At 53.6% G+C, this 15,437-nt stretch carries 15 protein-coding genes; 6 read left to right on the plus strand and 9 right to left on the minus strand.

The features are described from left to right. Positions 1–54: 54 nt before the first annotated feature. The 5 genes from KGB28_RS15060 to KGB28_RS15080 all read right to left on the minus strand — a co-directional run bounded on the left by KGB28_RS15060 (position 55) and on the right by KGB28_RS15080 (position 5,056). On the minus strand, positions 55–828 hold the full coding sequence (locus tag KGB28_RS15060) for an SDR family NAD(P)-dependent oxidoreductase (RefSeq protein ID WP_223446239.1): 774 nt from the start codon (positions 826–828) through the stop codon (positions 55–57). A 52-nt stretch (positions 829–880) separates the two neighbouring features. After that, a complete protein-coding gene (locus tag KGB28_RS15065; protein ID WP_223446241.1) occupies positions 881–2,455 on the minus strand; it encodes a class I adenylate-forming enzyme family protein in 1,575 nt (524 codons plus the stop codon). 66 nt (positions 2,456–2,521) lie between these two features. Then, the gene (locus KGB28_RS15070) at positions 2,522–3,313 is read right to left on the minus strand and encodes an SDR family NAD(P)-dependent oxidoreductase (protein ID WP_223446243.1); all 792 of its coding nucleotides are present in this window, start codon (positions 3,311–3,313) and stop codon (positions 2,522–2,524) included. Beyond that, the gene (locus KGB28_RS15075; protein WP_223446245.1) at positions 3,306–4,103 is read right to left on the minus strand and encodes a crotonase/enoyl-CoA hydratase family protein; all 798 of its coding nucleotides are present in this window, start codon (positions 4,101–4,103) and stop codon (positions 3,306–3,308) included. The genes KGB28_RS15070 and KGB28_RS15075 overlap by 8 nt, the downstream gene beginning before the upstream one ends. A gap of 47 nt (positions 4,104–4,150) precedes the next feature. After that, a complete protein-coding gene (locus KGB28_RS15080) occupies positions 4,151–5,056 on the minus strand; it encodes an SDR family NAD(P)-dependent oxidoreductase (RefSeq protein WP_223446247.1) in 906 nt (301 codons plus the stop codon). Between the two features lie 266 nt (positions 5,057–5,322). Between KGB28_RS15080 and KGB28_RS15085 the strand changes: the two genes are divergently transcribed. Both KGB28_RS15085 and KGB28_RS15090 read left to right on the plus strand, forming a co-directional pair. Next, complete coding sequence (locus KGB28_RS15085; protein WP_223446249.1) at positions 5,323–6,120, plus strand: enoyl-CoA hydratase/isomerase family protein; 798 nt, start codon at positions 5,323–5,325, stop codon at positions 6,118–6,120. Between the two features lie 66 nt (positions 6,121–6,186). Next, positions 6,187–6,978 (plus strand): enoyl-CoA hydratase-related protein, encoded by a 792-nt coding sequence (locus KGB28_RS15090; protein WP_223446251.1) that lies wholly within the window; start codon positions 6,187–6,189, stop codon positions 6,976–6,978. Positions 6,979–7,144: 166 nt separating this feature from the next. On the opposite strand, the gene KGB28_RS15095 is transcribed toward KGB28_RS15090, so the two are convergent. From KGB28_RS15095 to KGB28_RS15105, 3 genes are all read right to left on the minus strand, one after another. Beyond that, positions 7,145–7,879: a TetR/AcrR family transcriptional regulator gene (locus KGB28_RS15095; RefSeq protein ID WP_223446252.1), complete on the minus strand. Its 735-nt coding sequence runs from the start codon at positions 7,877–7,879 to the stop codon at positions 7,145–7,147. A 741-nt stretch (positions 7,880–8,620) separates the two neighbouring features. Then, positions 8,621–9,760 (minus strand): NADH:flavin oxidoreductase, encoded by a 1,140-nt coding sequence (locus KGB28_RS15100; RefSeq protein WP_223446254.1) that lies wholly within the window; start codon positions 9,758–9,760, stop codon positions 8,621–8,623. 226 nt (positions 9,761–9,986) lie between these two features. After that, a complete protein-coding gene (locus tag KGB28_RS15105; protein WP_223446256.1) occupies positions 9,987–10,607 on the minus strand; it encodes a TetR/AcrR family transcriptional regulator in 621 nt (206 codons plus the stop codon). 115 nt (positions 10,608–10,722) lie between these two features. Between KGB28_RS15105 and KGB28_RS15110 the strand changes: the two genes are divergently transcribed. The 4 genes from KGB28_RS15110 (at position 10,723) to KGB28_RS15125 (ending at position 14,951) form a co-directional block, all read left to right on the plus strand. Continuing rightward, positions 10,723–10,890 (plus strand): rubredoxin, encoded by a 168-nt coding sequence (locus KGB28_RS15110; protein WP_223446258.1) that lies wholly within the window; start codon positions 10,723–10,725, stop codon positions 10,888–10,890. Positions 10,891–10,958: 68 nt separating this feature from the next. Then, a complete protein-coding gene (locus KGB28_RS15115) occupies positions 10,959–12,116 on the plus strand; it encodes a serine hydrolase domain-containing protein (protein WP_223446260.1) in 1,158 nt (385 codons plus the stop codon). Between the two features lie 213 nt (positions 12,117–12,329). Beyond that, positions 12,330–13,934 (plus strand): MFS transporter, encoded by a 1,605-nt coding sequence (locus KGB28_RS15120; protein ID WP_223446262.1) that lies wholly within the window; start codon positions 12,330–12,332, stop codon positions 13,932–13,934. 114 nt (positions 13,935–14,048) lie between these two features. Further along, entirely contained in the window at positions 14,049–14,951 is a 903-nt protein-coding gene (locus tag KGB28_RS15125) for an IclR family transcriptional regulator (RefSeq protein ID WP_223446263.1), read from the plus strand. 389 nt (positions 14,952–15,340) lie between these two features. Here the strand turns inward: KGB28_RS15125 and KGB28_RS15130 are convergent. Beyond that, a partial coding sequence (locus tag KGB28_RS15130) for a transposase domain-containing protein (protein WP_150799222.1) occupies positions 15,341–15,437 on the minus strand: 97 nt, incomplete at its 5' end.

A 15,437-nucleotide genomic window follows, 5' to 3' on the forward strand; every position in this document is an offset into this window, starting at 1 on the left:
ATGCGACCCCGAGGTTATACCTGCCTTGGGGTCGCCGATAACGCCAGTCGCTGCTTAAAGGTGAAAGCCACCATCAACGACGATGGAGTGACCCGTGATGTAGGCCGCCCGACTTGATGCGAGGAATACCGCGGCGTGTGCAACTTCCTCCAAGTGGCCCAAGCGACCCAGCGGTACCATTTTCCTAGTGGCCTCGACATAACTTTCATCCAAATCACCTGCGGCCGTCATCTTGTGAAACAGACCGCCATCCAACACCCCCAAAGCAATGCCATTGACGCGGACACCCTTGGAGCCTTCCTCTCGAGCAAAACCTTTGATCATTGCTTCAATTGCCGCTTTTGGCACAACCGAAAGGCCATCTTTGTTGGGCCACCGATAGAGACCGCAGGTATGGATGGCGACAACTGAGCCTCGACTGCTTCTGAGTGCCGGAATACTTGCGTGCATGAGGTTGAAAAAAGCCATGGTGTCCGCATTGAGGAATTCCGCCATTTCCCCTGGATCGATCGTACTCAACCACTTCAATGGCAGTTGCGGCCCGGCCGCGTAAACCACCGTGTGAATCTGCCCAAATTCAGCCACCGCACTGTTAACGGCTTGTTTTACAGACTTCGCATTCTGCAAGTCAAGTTTTACCACTCGCGCCTTTCTCCCGGCCAGACGTACCGCTTCGGCAGCAGCCTCCACGGGTGCCTGACTAGAGCGGTAACACAGCACCACATCGCTACCTTGCTGAGCGAGCGCCCTGCTTATTGCCCCACCGACTCCGCCGCTGGCTCCGACAACCAATGCGGTACCCCGTGGAAAGTCATTCTCTTCAGTCATGGTGTGTCTCTTGATTTTGTAAAAGGGACGGTCAACAAGATCTCACTAGGAATCACACGGCTGGCGCCTCTTGCTTCAGGGCGTAACGCTGGCGCAACTCAAGTTTATTCACCTTGCCGGTAACTAGCTTGGGCAACTCATCCAGCGTGATGATGTACTTGGGCTTTTTGTAGCCGGCGATCCGGGTGCGTACATATTCGATCAGCTCCTGGTCCGCAACATATCTCCCCGGCCTCAAGGTGATCACCGCACAGACGCTTTCACCCCATTTCTCATCGGGAATGCCGATTACCGCACACTCGGAAACCGCCGGGTGAGTCACAACAGCATCTTCGACTTCCCGGGAGTAGATATTTTCACCACCAGAGATAATCACGTCCTTTTTGCGATCCACCAGGTAAAGAAAACCGTCTTCATCTAACTTGCCTACGTCGCCGGTATGCACCCAGCCATTCCTCAGCGCCTCCAGGCTTGCCGAATGGTTGTTCCAGTAACCACGTAGCATGGCACCACTGCGGGCTAGGATTTCACCCGGAACTCCCACGGGACAATCATTATCATCCTCATCGACAATCCGTACCTGTACATGATTGCCATGAGGCTTGCCCACTGATGTCAGACGCTTGATATCCCGCTCATCACCAAAGGGGCGATGCTGAGTCGAAGACAGGCTGAATGTGCAAATCTCGGTCTGCCCGTATAAGTTGACGAAACCACAGCCGGGAAACAGCTCCATAGCTCGCTTCAATACCGGCAACGGCATTGGCGCTGCCGAGTACATAACGGTGCGAACACTGGAAAGGTCCGCCTCCTCAACGCCAGGCTGCTCCAAGAGCATCTGAACCATGGTTGGCGCAAGATAAACAATGCTGATCTTGTCGCGGTGGATGGCGGCGAGCAAAGCATTGGCGTCGAACTGACGAAACAGGCAACAAGTCCCACCCACGGCCAGTTGTGACTGACTCATTGCCAGGCCGCCCTTGTGAAACATGGGCATGACCAACATGATCCGGTCAGGCTGTTGCAACTCTGTTTTGAACGCCGACATTGCGGCGGTCTTGCGGAATTCCCTTTGCCCCCAGATACAGCCCTTCGGCCGCCCGGTTGTTCCACTGGTGTAAATCAGACAAAAAATGTCCTCTTCCCGTGAGCGTATTGGTGGTCCTACCTCGTCTCCCCGCGCAATGAATTTCTCGTAGTTCTCGGCCCAACTGGCTTCCCCGCCAATGCACACATACACATCCACCGAAGGCAGGTGTGAACGCAGTTGCTCTACTACGGCCAAATATTGGGCTTCAAAAAACAGGATCTTCGGTCGCCCATCATTGATGATGTAGGCGATTTCCGGTGGTGCCAGTCGAAAGTTCACGGTGGCCAATACGAAGCCCGAACATTGAGCACTTGCAACCACCTCACCGTATTCGATGCAGTTCATCGCAAGTACGCCGATTCTGTCTTGGTGGCGGAGCCCCGCTTCATAAATAGCCGAGCCTAACCGCAACCCTCGACTGAGCAGTTGACGATGGGTAAGGCTGCGCTCTTCTTCTATGTAGGCAAGTTCTGCCCCATGCCATCGAGAGTTATATTCCAGGTCATCCGCCATTGATAGCGGTAGGTCAGCATGCATAAGGAGCTCCTCAAGCCTTGATTTCCAGTTCCTGGGTAAAGGAACATTTTTTATTGGATGAGTGGGTCAAGAGACTGCTTTGACCATATAGCCACCGTCGACGGGCAAAATCACTCCAGTGACGAATGAAGATTGTGGCGATGCTAAAAACACGATGCCAATCGCCATTTCTTCCGGCGTGCCCCAGCGCTGCATTGGCGTTCGGGCCAGCACCTTGGTGCTCCACTGCGCATCAGCCTGCAGACTTTTAGTCATGGGTGTATCGGTGAATCCCGGAGCGAGGGCATTTACCCTAATACCATGCTCCGCCCACGAGACGGCGAGGGAGCGCGTGAACTGACCGACTGCACCTTTGCTAGCGGCATATCCAGGTGACGTACCACTGCCGAAAAAGCTCATCATTGATGCGATATTGACGATTGCTCCTCCACCGTTGACGAGTAGATCCTTAGCCGCATAACAACAGCGCATGGTGCCGTTTAAATTGACATCCATGGTCCGTAGAAAGCCTTGCTCGTCGAACTCTTCTGGGCGCCCCGCTACACCAGCACAATTCACCAAGATATCCAATTTCTGGAGTGACGAAAAAAATAGAGCAACACCAGCACTGTCGGTAACGTCCAGCTTTCTCATCGTCATACGGTCGGCGCCGGGCGTTCTGGCAAAGTCTGCGGCTTCCTCCTCCGTCAGGTACGTAACCGTCACTTCACAACCGCGCTCCAACAATGACTTTGCCGTAGCAGCGCCAATACCACTGACTCCACCTGTGACAACTGCGTACAAACCATCGAATTCGCTTTTCACATGCGCCTCCAAAATGCTTCGGTAAGCTGAACTAGGCAACAGGGACTCAGTCATTTACGAAAACAGGTTCACGCTTTTCGATAAAAGCCATCACTGCTTCTTTGTGGTCTCGAGACTTATGCGCCACTGCTTGAAAGCTGGCGGACATCTCCAGCAGTGTATCCAGCGACGCATTCTGTCCCTCGCGCAGGAGGCGTTTGGTCATACGCACAGCCTGGGGAGGATTAGCCGCGATGCGCATCGCTATACTCCTAGCCTGCGACATAAGATCCTCCGCCGGTACTACCCGCGAGATGAGTCCACAAGCCAGTGCTTCTTGTGAATCCAGTGCGTCGCCGGTGAGCGCCATTTCAGAAGCGCGCGCAATGCCGACAACGCGTGGCAACAGCCATGCCCCACCATCGCCAGGAACGATGCCGATCTTCACAAAGCTCTCTGCAAACGTTGCCACGTCAGATGCAATGCGGATATCGCACATACAGGCTAAATCACATCCCGCGCCAATCGCCGGACCGTTTACCGCAGCGATAACAGGCACTTCAAGGTTATAGAGTGAGCGCGTCAGGTTTTGAATGCCCGTCCGGTATTCGTGGCGAATACTTGCAACGTCGACCGACTCGCTGAAGTATTTCTGCATGTTTTTGACGTTCCCGCCAGAACAAAACGCTGGGCCATTACCTGTCAGGATGACAACCCTTACTGACGTATCTTGGGTGATCCTCGCGCAAGCTTCGATGAACTCGGCAATCGCAGAGTTTCCCGTCAGGGCATTGCGCACCTCGGGTTGATTCATCGTCAACGTCACGATGCCGCCGACTTGCTCGTACAATAGGAATTTTTCCATGAAGTCTCTACCGAAATTTTGTTGTTGTTTTGGTACGCTCGGAACCCCTAAATCGGGTCCCAAGTGGTCAACGCCACTCCAGGCAAATTATCGAAAAAGCTTGAGCGCATTGATGGAATAGCATGCTCAGCAATCGTTTCTGGAGTCCAGTCCTCACTGCGATGCACCGACCGCATCACCCGAGGCTGGGAGAACAAGTAAATCTCATTGGCACGCACACCGAAGATTTGCGCAGTGGTGTCGTATGCCGCATCACTTGCGAGGTAAACCGCAAGTGGCGCGACCTTCTTAGGTTCCATGCGTTTGTTCTTCTCGGCCCGTGCAGCATCTTCAGGCGTATTGATCGGCACCGACGATGTCATGGCAGTCCAAGCCCACGGTACGATGCAATTGGAACGCACGTTATAGCGCGCCATATCCAACGCGATAATCTTCGACAAACCGGCAATGCCCATCTTCGCTGCCCCGTAATTCGCCTGGCCAACGTTTCCGATCAGTCCACTGGACGACGACATATGGATGTAGCTGCCTGACTGCTGCTTCTTGAAGTGAGGGGCTGCAGCACGCGCAACGTAGAACGAACCGCTCAGATGCACATCGATCACGGCACTCCACTCTTCGGGACTCATATTGAAAAAAAATCTATCTCGTAGAATTCCGGCGTTATTTACCACACAGTCAATACGGCCAAAGCTGTCCATCGCCGCTTGGACGATATGTTGAGCGGATTGCCACTCGGCGACGCTGTCCGTATTCGCCACCGCTTCTCCACCGGCCTCCCTGATCTGAGCGGCTACCTCTTCGGCCGCGAAAACACCCGTTTCGACGTTTCGTGCTAAGTCATTGACGACCACCTTTGCGCCGCTCGCCGCAAACGCCAAAGCGAACTCCCGGCCAATCCCCGACCCAGCCCCCGTGATGACGACCGCTTTGCCCTGAACCATGCCAGACATGTGCACTCTCCTGTTTTTGCGCGTTTATTAAGGAAAATATAACTGACGAATAGCCTGTTTATAGCAGTGAATGGCTGTTAGGCAACTGAAAAACGCTGACAAGATGCCGCCATAATCGGCGAAGAGCCGCCAGCAACCTTGCACAGCCTACCCATGCAGGCTATATTTTGATAACTGACTATAAGTCAGCTAATCATAATGATTTCAAACGCTGCCGACCATGTAAATTTTCTCAGATGCGCCTGGTGGACAGACAAGGAGGGGCAATGGACTTTTCAAAATACACAACGATGAAATTTGAACGTCGCGGCAAGATTCTGTACATGACATTCAACCAGCCTGAAACACTCAATAGCTTCTCTGATCAGTCTCATGCAGAACTGAGCCGGGTCTGGGATGACGTGACCGAAGACCCTGAAAGCGACATCGTCGTTTTGACCGGTGCTGGGCGCGCGTTTAGTGCAGGCGGTGACATTCCGAAAATGCAGGAAATTCGTGACAACCCTCAGGTTTGGTTTCGCACCATCCGCGAAGCCAAGCGCATCATCATTAGCATGCTCGAATGCGATAAGCCGATCATCGCGAAGGTCAACGGCGACGCTATCGGTTTGGGATCAACGCTAATCACTTGCTGCGATATGGTTTTCGCTGCCGACCACGCTCGCTTTGGTGACCCCCACAATAATGTCGGCCTGACCAGTGGCGATGGCGGTCAATTGACCTGGCCCGCCCGCATCGGCTACACCCGAGCCAAGCATTATTTGTTGACCGGTGAAAAGCTACCCGCGCCGGAAGCAGAAAGAATTGGACTGATTAACGGCTGCATGCCCGCCGCCGAACTAGATGCCTACGTTGATGCTTACGCCGATCGCCTGGCCGCCCTACCGACCCAGTCGCTACGACTGAGCAAAGCCACGATCAATATCCCCTTGCGCCAGATGGCCGCCAGCATGATGGACGCAGGCATGGCTTACGAGGCATTAGCCGCCACTTTAAGTGGCGATCATCAGGAAGCCATCAATGCATTCAGAGAAAAACGCAAGCCAGCTTTCAAAGGCTGCTGACGGCGTCTAAGGCCTTTTTTCTAATACCTATTGAAGCAATCCGCAGCGCCAAACAAGGTAAGTAACGTGAAACATATAAAACTGGAAATCTCGGACCGTATCGCGACCGTGACGCTGAATCGCCCACCGGTCAATGCACTCGATGCCGAAGCCTTTCGCGAGATCGCACAGGTATTCACCGACTTGGGGCGGTCAACCGAGGCTAGCGTGGTGATATTCACCGCCGCAGGCGAAAAGATTTTTTGCGCAGGTGTAGATTTGAAGGACAGCGCCCGGCGACATGCCCGTCAGTTGACCGGAGACGATACGGTAGCTGACTTGATTGACCCTGGAGCCGTCCCGCGAGAATGCTTCGAGGCCATACGCAACTGCCCTTTACCGGTGATTGGCGCTATCAACGGGCCGGCCATCGGTGCGGGCATCCCGCTTGCCGCCAGCTGCGATATTTTGCTGGCATCAGTGAACGCTACTTTCTCCGTCCCAGAGATAAAAGTGGGTGTGCTGGGCGGTGGTCGACACCTGCAGCGTCTAGTGGGCGCCAATAAAACCCGACGCGCATTTTTCACTGGCGACCCCATACCAGCGACTGAGCTGTATCGCCTGGGGGCTGTTGAAGAAGTACTGGCACCGGAAGCACTAATGGGTGCGGCACGGGAATTGGCAGCTCAGATAGCACGCAACAGCCCGCTGGGCCTACGGATGGGCAAAGAATCGCTTAACAGGGTCGAAGATATGCCTTTGGAGCCTGGGTATCGCCTGGAACAGGATTACACCAATCGCGTCTCTCGCCTCAACGACTCCAGCGAAGCCCGAACTGCTTTTCAGGAGAAGCGTGAACCCAAGTGGACTTTTTCCTGAAGAGCCGTAACACCAAGATGTATATTTGCCCTGCTATCCCCTCAAAGTTTCGCTTCACGCATACCTGAGTTAGGGGGGTGAGGGATCTACAATTCCCCTCCCTCCTCACAGCGATTTCACGTCTCGCAACGCTTCTCCCGATTGACGTAGGCCATACAACGCAGCGTTAATCCTTCGGGAGCGCCGTAAAACTAAGGCGGGTGCTTACGATTACACAAACAATTGCACGCGCCTGCGCAGCCTTTAACCGTTTGACACCCAGCATTCCTTGCGTAACCTCCGGATCTACGGCAGCAAGCCGCTCTATGCCTGCGTGGAGAACTGTCGCAAGCGCACGTGCATCGCCTCTGGAGGGCATTTGCCCGGCTGCGCATGCTGCGACGATTCGCGAGGCCAGTGCCTCGATGAAAGGAAATGAACCTTCATTGCGTAGCTTGTCAAAAGCCGGATCACCGCGATCAGATTCCATATTTCTATATCGAAGAACTTCTCTGTGTCGGTCCCAGACCGCATAGAACGCATCGACAAGACTATTGGCCCAACTATCGAGATTGTCCTCTCGCCATTCATCCTCCAGTATCCCTAGAACATCGTCCATCTCTTGGGTTGCAATATCGCTTAGGGCAAAAAGAACTTCCCGGATGTCTTCGAAATACATATAGAACGATGCCGGCGATGTGTTGGCAGCCTTGGCGATAGCCACCGCGGTGAGGTCCACCGGCGACTGCGTCAACAACAGTTTCTCTGCTGCTTCTACAATTCGCAATCTCGTCGCCTGCCCCTTCGGACCCAGTTGCTGCCCCTGCTTATTGCTGGTAACAAATCGCTTTAACGGTTTATATCCGCCAGGAATAGCACTGACTTTTTTCGCACGCCCCTCTACTTTTACAATTTCACTCATAGCAACTTCCTGCAGATCTATTTTTCTCAGTGTAAACGACAAACTGACACGATGGCAGCTATCACTTCCTTCCGCCCCAGGCCATCCCTCTTTTCAGGGCCAACCAACGCAAAAAACCGTCATTAGTGAAATCAGTTGGCTGCCTTCATCCTGCCCCTCGACATCTATCCACTCACTAATTTTGGATCAATCCCAAGCCCAACTGGAGATCTGCTTCTGCCTAGACGTTATAAAGTACTGACCCATCCTCCTTGACTCTCGAGCAGGTGCTCTAACCCACCACATATGCTTCACTGCGACTAAAACTCTAATCTCACACTCGCCAACGCGCATATCGCACCATCTCTCTCGACGCAGAAAGCGCCTCACCAACCCAAGGACAGCTGCACAGTAGCGTTCAGCTTCCGACCGCAAATAGCTGACTATATGACAACTAATACAAGCCATCAAAGCACCGAGAGATTCGAATCAGGAGGTCGGTGATCTTCAATGTCACCTGCCAATCGGAAGCTGTTTTTTGAAGTTGCTAAGCGCAGGACATATCGCTGAAACGCTAGTTTCAGAGCTCATCGTCGGAAGAAATATGTATTTGAAAAGCGCCAGGAACATCGCAGCGCCTGAGGTCGCGAGAGTAAGCGAGACCTTCAGCGCCATAAAGGACGCTAACGACGCAGCCAAATCGACTACGTCGCTGTGCGCAGGTGCCAGCAATTGAGCGGCACTACCGGCACCTGCACACCGCTAAATCAAAGAATCCAACGCCGACCGGGAGAACGGGATCGGCTCCTCACCGTTGCGCAGCTTGGCTACGAAATCGGGATCACCTATGAGCGAGCGACCGATTGCAATCAAGTCAAACTCGCCGTCATTGAAGCGATCCATAAGTTGCGGGATATTGTTGACACTCAGGCTTTCCTCCTTGAGGAAGGTCTCTGACGCAGTATTGCTGAGGCCAACACTCCCAACTGCCATGGTCGGTTTACCCGAAAGTTTTTTTGTCCACCCAGCAAGATTCAGCGCCGAGCCCTCAAATGCAGGTTGGTAGAAACGTCGAATACTGGTATCCAGCACATCTACGCCAGCGTCCACTATCGGACCAAGCAATGCCTCTAACTCGGCAGGTGTTTCGACCGTGCGAGCAGCATAATTGTGGGATTTATGTAGTGAAAGCCGAAAGAATATTGGCAGCTGCTCCCCAATGGCCTTACGAACAGAGCGTATGACTTCACCGGCAAAGGTCGCCCGCTGTTTCTGGTCGCCCCCATAGCGGTCAGTGCGCCGATTAGTCTCACCCCAGAGGAAGGAATCGATCAAATATCCATGCGCCCCATGAATTGCCACTCCATCGAAGCCCAATGATTTTGCATTTGCTGCAGAACGCGCGAAAGCGTCAATGGCATCCTGGATGTCGGAGTCGGTCATGGGGCTCGTCGGCTTGACCGCCTTCAGGAAAAAGCCCGGGTCATATGAGTTCGGCCCATCGGGACCGATCGTACCCGACGGACGCAAGCTCGCGATGCCACCATCAGCAATACTGCCGCCACGTAATGGGCCCTGATGGAAAAGCTGAGGGATAATCTTGCCGCCGCTGGAGTGTACGGCGTCAACTACTCGCTTCCACCCTTCAAGCGCAGCCTCGCCATGCATGACCGGCACTGCAGGATGATCGACAGACAGCGGATGATCAACCCCTGTCGCTTCACAGATAACCAGTCCGACACCACCTTGAGCCCTACGCTGGTAATAGGCAGGAGCGTCTGTACTGGGCACCCCATTTTCCGCGAACATTCGCCCCATAGGCGCCATGACCGTGCGGTTGGCTAGCGTAAGCGAACGACTCTGGAAGGGCTGGAAAAGGGCAGCGGTCAATGGGTTCACCATACGTCTCCTAGCAGGCACGAAATGATCGGAGAGCGGACACTCAAACGCATGAAAGACTCACACCCCGAAATTACTGACACATCGTCAGTTTATTTCTGACGAAAGATCTGGTCAAGAAACATCTGTGTGAAGTTTCCAAACCCAGCGTGTCAATGAGGGGAATTCTGCTGATTCCAAAAAACAGATTGAGATACAGAGCAGCACTACCCTCCAGGCAACGGAGGTCTCAAATTGAACGACGGCGATACCCGTCCATGAAGACCCTGATTACAGCCGTGCACCAACCCATACGCTCCTCCTCCGGTAGTGGCTCCATGACCAAAAAGCGCAGTCCATCGACAGTAAGGTTGGTAAAGTCAATCGCGGCACGCAACGGGTCTGGAACACTCAGAATGCCTTCACGGTCCAAGAGCTCAAGGAAGCGGACCAAGGGCTCAAGACTGACCATCGCGCTTTCGTAATAGCGACGGGCTACTTCCGGGAACTCACGTGCTTCTGCTACTGCCATCCGGGTAATTTCCCGAGTTCTGACAATGGTAATCCCTTGATAGATAGCTAAAGAGAAATCGAGGAGCACCTGCTCAGGTGAGCCGCCTTCAGTTGATACAGTCGCTAGCGGGTGGCCGTGTTGGAGGACCCACTCGGCCACCGCCAAAAACAGGCCTTTTTTGCCGTCAAAGCGTCGGTAAATAGTAAGCTTTCCCACTCCTGCCTTTCGTGCAATTCCATCGATGCTCGCAGCTTTGAACCCATGCTCCAAAAACTCTTCGGTGGCAATGTCGAGCAGATGCTCTTGGTGCTCTGCCAGCAACTCTTTGGATGGGCGACCCCGTACTTTTTCCTTCATGAACGTCAATATCCGCTTATGGACTTCTCGACAAATTGTACGATATCGTGCACGTCGTGCATATAACTATAATCTGCGGGGTGACGCTTCGCACAGCCTGACTGGGAAACCGATGATGAAAAAGTGGATGTGTGTGAACTGCGGGTATATCTACGACGAGGCAAATGGCGACCCTCAAGGAGGCATCGCGCCAGGCACTCCCTGGGAGGAAATTCCTTCAGAGTGGATCTGCCCGGATTGCGGCTTGTCGAAAGCCGAGTTCGAAATGATCGAGATCGAGTGAAGAGATACATTCGAACGCCATAACAACAATCGCGTCATCATTGGCGCAGCGTTTCTGGGAAGGCTCAAATGATCAACACGATAAATTCAGATGCAAACGCGCACGTCCAGCGTGCGATAGACCATGCGATAGCCAATGGGTCTGAGATCGGCCTACAAGTGGCCGCATATCTGAACGGCCAGCTCGTCATTGATGCGTGGGGTGGATTGGCCGACGAAACAACTGGACGCATGGTCGACGGAGACACTTTGTTCAATGTGTACTCGGTCACCAAAGCAGTGGCAGCGACCGCACTCCATATCCTGGCGGACCGCGGCTTTATCGACTACAACGCACCGGTTAGCCGTTACTGGCCGGAATATGCCGCCAATGGCAAGCAGAACACTACTGTTCGTCACGTGCTTACTCACCGTGCATGCATACCGCAGATGCCTCCAGGCGTGACGCCTGAACTTATGTGCGATTGGGATTGGATGACGCGGGAAATTGCAGCACTTGAGCCGCTGGCTGATCCAGGCACCAAGACGCTATACCTCTCCATGACGTTCGGCTGGATCATCGGCGAACTGGTTCGACGGTGTGACCCGCAAGGTCGCTCATTCAGCCAATTCGTTCAACAAGAAATTGCCTATCCCTTGGGTATCCCTGACCTGTGGATTGGTATTAGCGATGAAGTCGAGCATCGGGTGGCAAAACTGACCAACGCCATAAACCCAGTCCCACCAGAATACCTGCCACCACTCTTCACAGCCTCTATGCCCCCGCAGGTAGACTTGGTCCCGGAAGTATTCGAGCGACCTGACGTGCGCAGAGCAGCGGTTGCCGGGGTGGGCGGTATCTTTACTGCACGCAGCGAGGCTCGATTCTGGGCGATGCTGGCCCAAGGTGGCGAGTTAGATGGTGTGCGGATACTTTCCAGGGAATTGGCGGCATCCTTGAACACGCCGCGCGTGCATAGCGACGAACCTGATCCGGTGATGTTCAACATCCCTCTACCTCTGAGCATTGGTGGCTACTGGCTAGGCGGCGAACATCCCCCAGTGTGCTCCCCTGCCAGCCCTCGAGCGATTTGCCACCCAGGACAGGGGGGATCTATCGGCTGGGCCGACCCGGATCAAAAACTCGCGGTCGCTATCTGCCATAACAGAATGTTCAACTCCAGCAGCCGTGAAGATGACACCATTTTGCCGATCGCGAATGCAGTACGAGCGGCACTGAAGCTATAGGGCTGCCCTACCACATCGATCTGCCGACACCGACATTGCTTCGGCAGTTATCGGGCGTCCCTCGGCTATCTGCCTAACTGTAATGGCTAAGCAGATAGCTGCCACCACCTCATGTAAATCGGAGGTACGACCAGGCCCCCAATCGTAACTTGCACTCACAAACATGACCATAATTCACAATATGGAACAATGTTTCATCAAGGCTGTGAACACATGACTACTTCGACGAATAAATCCAGTAGGCTTATTGAATTCCTGCCAGGCGGCTCTCCATTACGTTCTGGTCAGTTTGTCATCATGTGGATGGCATTGATGAGCAGTGGCATGGCCGTATGGATGCAGAACGTCGGCGCTGCAACCCTGATGGTGCGATTTTCTCCATCTCCCCTTATGGTTGCGCTTATTCAGACAGCCACCAGTCTCCCCTTCTTTCTATTGAGTCTTCCCGCGGGTGCATTGGCCGATATGGTCGGGCATCGCCGGATGCTTGTATGGACCTATGGCTGGATGCTCCTTTGCGCCGCCGGGCTAACTGTGGTCTTGGAACTTGAGGCGGGGGGCCCGATGGTTCTACTGACATTCACTTTTCTCATCGGCGTGGGGACTTCGCTCGCTACCCCGGCAGCGCTGACTTCTATCTCCGAGTCAGTGCCCAGGGCCGCCCTCAGCGCAGCGATAGCGCTCAATAACATAGGCTACAACAGCGTCAGGGCCGTAGGCCCCGCAATCGCGGGGATAGTCCTCGCACTGTTTGGAGTTACCGCAGTGTTCATCGCAGTGACAACGCTCTGCCTGGCCGCATTTACGCTCTGTCTGTTTATGCCTCGCTGCAAGGTTGTTAGCGAAGCGCCCCGCGAGCCATTACTCAGTGCAATGCGCACCGGTTTTCAGTTTGTTCGCCACTCAGTCTTACTCCCAGGGCTGTTGCTTCGCGTCCTGACGTTCGTAGGAGGTGCCAGCGCCTTATGGGCACTACTTCCAGTAGTAGCCGGAAGATTGCCAGACCATGACTCTGGTACCTACGGAGTGTTACTGGGCTGCATTGGTGGAGGCGCAGTGCTGGGCGGTTTGTTTTTCGCAAAAATGAAAGAGCACTTAAGTGCGGAACGCGTGATTGCCCTGTCCTGCGTGCTCTTCGGCATGGCCAGTGTAACCATCGGTTTTACGAGTAATACCTTTACCATGTGCGCAGTACTTGTGTTGGCCGGAATTGGCTGGACACAGTTCACCGTCACCATGAGTTCAAATTATCAATCCACCTTGCCGCCATGGATCAAAGGTCGGGCACTGGCGTTGTTTATCCTGGTTTTTCAAGGTTCGCTGGCACTGGGAAGCACATTTTGGGGGTGGATCGCCAGTGTATGGGGTGTCTATCCAACCCTTTGTTCTGCCGCGTTGATAATTGTGTGTGGGAGCTTGCTAGCTCGCCGCCATCCACTTGGGTCCATGGATGACCGAGAGTTCACGCTGGCATCACCCAAGCCAGACACCACATATGTATGTGGGATTGAGCCTAGTGGGAAGCCAGTTTCAATCCATCATACCTATACAGTGGACCCTGCTTACGTTGACGATTTTACTCTGGCGATTAACTCAGTGGGCAGATCCTGGCGACGCAAAGGGGTACGGTCGTGGACCCTATCCCGCGACCTGTCGGAACCTACCCGATTTGTGGAGAGGATCTGCGTTGACTCTTGGGCTGACTATCTTCGTCAACGAAGCCGCGCGACGATTGCAGACCAGCGTAGAGACGATGCCGTTCGCCGCACACTGATAAAAGGCACGCCGGTAACGACACACCATTTGCAAGCCGAGTAACCCTGATTGGTGCCAAACTGATGCCAATAAACGCAACGCAAAAACACAATGGATCACCTAGAGAGTTCTACGCGGCGTTCAGTTTCTCGAACCCTATTGATCATGGTACATTTCATGAACACGATAACACTTAGGCATTCCTGGTCGAAGTGGCAAAAAATATACGTCCTGAATGGGACGCCGCCAGCAACTCAATGGGTCGGTTTAGAACACATGTCAGATAAAGCTATTTCTAAGGAAACTCAGCAGGCAGAAAAAGACGCTAGCGGACCTCGTTCGGTGATGCGAATTTTGGGCTTGTTCGAGGCGTTGGCCCGCGCAACAGACGGACTTTCTCTCGCAGATTTGAGTATTGAGCTCGGCGCGCCGAAAAGCAGCCTGCTGACCTTATTACGTCCCTTGGTGGCGGAGTCCTATCTGAGCCATGGAAAATCCCGCTACAGGCTCGGACCACGTATCTTTCGGATGTCTGCAGATATCCTTGCGGCGCACAAGATCCGAACACTGATCGAACCCTATGTAGAGCAGCTAGCTGAGCGAACGCACGAGACAGTTTATTTTGCCGTGTTGGGCTCCAGCGAGCCGGTAGCAGTCGCCATTGAGGTAATAAACAGTGCTCAAGCGTTGCTTTACAATTTGCGGGTGGGAATGACATTTCCGCTCTACCAGACAGCCGCAGGCAACGTCCTGCTTGCCTATCAAGACAAAGAATCGCAAGAGTCATATCTGCGATCAATCAAAGCTGAAAAATTGAAGGTGGACGAGTTCTCGCCGAGAGTTCCACTCAGCCCTTCCGAACTACGTCAACGGCTCTCGGACATTCGCAAAACCGGAATATCTATCAGCATCGGGCAATGGACGCCTCATTCGGGCGCCCTTGCAGCTCCTGTTTTCAATGCTGATGGTTCATTGGCGGGCGCTCTGGCAATTGCAGGACCTGCAGATCGCCTGCAGTCAAACCTGGAGCAATTGACAACGGTGCTGAAAAACATTGCAGCCGCCGCCTCCGGCCAGTGAAAGCCAAACCAATCTCTGTTCCGACACTTTAATCTCTGCTAAGGAAGGTCTGAAGCAGTCAGCGTTTTTTGAACCTTCCTTGATTTAGGTCCAGAAAGCTGGCTTGGTCGGACCTCAGACCTTGTCCTGATCCTAATTCTGCAATCATGCGGCATCAAAAAAGCCGTAAACGATGGGGCGATTCCTCTCCAATAATCGCGATGAATGCATTTTCCGGACGGACAGCCACCTGCTGGTCTGAGCATTTTTATGAGCGATGTTTATATATAAATACATAAAAAATTGCTCACACTAGACGCAACCCTTCAGACCGCCTCCACCCAAAACAAAAAAATGCGAGTGGGGCGGGCTCCGCGATCGTAAGCGTCCGCCAAACACACCTTGTGTGATTAAACGGGCGCCCACCTGTGCGGCAACAGCTCGGTTATCTCACTCGCACGCTGCGTCGGCAGGCGTGTAAGAACATCCTTCAAGTAAGCATACGGA

The organism is Pseudomonas sp. BF-R-19, from assembly GCF_019956445.1.
In the GTDB taxonomy this organism is placed as follows: domain Bacteria; phylum Pseudomonadota; class Gammaproteobacteria; order Pseudomonadales; family Pseudomonadaceae; genus Aquipseudomonas; species Aquipseudomonas fluorescens_BH.